Source organism: Micromonospora sp. M51 (assembly GCF_018070305.1).
Lineage (GTDB): Bacteria > Actinomycetota > Actinomycetes > Mycobacteriales > Micromonosporaceae > Micromonospora > Micromonospora parva.
Window position 1 is genome coordinate 1 of record NZ_JAGPXZ010001087.1, and the last position, 1,478, is coordinate 1,478.

At 75.5% G+C, this 1,478-nt stretch carries 1 pseudogene; it reads right to left on the reverse strand.

What is annotated here, in order from left to right:
- Positions 1-232: 232 nt before the first annotated feature.
- Positions 233-1,478, reverse strand: a pseudogene (locus KBX53_RS32685) (hypothetical protein); the annotation flags it as partial.

Sequence of the window (1,478 nt, forward strand, 5' to 3'; positions counted from 1 at the left end):
CTGACCCAGCGAGGAGGCGACGCCCCCGGTGACGAAAATGTGCCTGGTCGTCCGTGCTGATGGGGCCAAGGCCTGCTCCCGTGTCGTCTGTCGCGGTCATGCAGACCGCCGTGCTTGATCAGCAAAGTGATCACGCGATCCACGGGATTCGACGGTAACACCTCCCGGGCGGGTACCCGCAGGCCGCACCCCGGCTGCGACACCTGCGGGACATCCGGACGAGGCCCGGCGCTCAGGACGCGGCAACCTCCGTCGATGACCGGGAGGCCTGCCGGGGCGGCACGGGCACCGGCGGCGTGCCGTCCGGCGTCGACCCGCTCGCGGTCGGCCCGGCCGGGTCGTCGGCGTCCCCACCGTGCTCCCCCGGAGCGTCCGAGCCCGCTCGGGTGACGGTCGCCGGCGTGCCCGTCGGCGGGTCGCCGATCGGCGCGGGGTGCGCGGCACCCAGGGGTCCGCCACCGCCGGTCGGGCCGTCGCCCCCGTCGACCGGGCCCACCCCACCCCGCCCCGACTCGTACTCGGCGCCGTTGGCCCCGGAACCGGCCGGTGCCGGGCGGGTCCGGTCCGCGGCGTGCCCGAGCACCCGCAGCGACGCCAGGGCCGCCATCGGCACCACCAGGGCGGCGGCAGCACCCATCACATCCAGTGCCGCGCCGTCGAGCACCCCACCGAGCACCGCGGCGACCACAGTGCCGGCCAGCGCCGCCCGGACCGCCGGGTAGATGCCGAACAGCCGCATCAGCCCACCCCACGGCTGCAACAGGGCGAACCACACCAGCAACCCGCCGGCCAGCGCCAGCACCGTCAGCGGGCTGTTGACCAACGTCTCGAAGTTCTCCGTGCTGGACCGGTGCACGGCGAACCCGCCGGTGCCGTCGCCGAGCGCGGAGAGGAACCGGCCCAGGCTGCCCCGCTCCCCCGCCGGACGCCGCAGGTCCACCACGGCGAACCCGATACCGACCGCCAGCGCGGCCATGGTGGCCCAGGCCAACCGGCTGATCGTCAACCAGCCGCCGGCGCTGATCACGGCGGCGACGCTCACCCCGGCCGTGAGCGCGATCGCGCCGACCGGGTCGGCACCCAGGTACGGACTGCCGACCACCACCACGGCGAGACCACCCACCGCGACCATCACCGCTGGCCGCCAACCCCGGTGCACCCGTTGAGCGAGCCAGCCGCCGGTGACCAACGCGCCGGCGAGGAACACCCCCAGCCCCACGGTGCTCAGCCCGGCGTAGCGGCCACCCTGTAACGCCGAGTAGCCGACCACGCCGTTGAGCTGGAGTCGAGCCCCGGTGAGCACGTCCAGCCCGACCACGAGCGTGGTGAGGCCGGCCACCGCGCCGACCGGCCCGAGGGTGTTCGCGTACCCGGGGGCGAACCGCACCGCCGCGGTGCCGGCGGCCACCAGCAACGCCGTCACCCCGGCGAAGATCCACCCGGGGTGCTCGCCGCGCCACCAGGGCACCGCGTCGGCC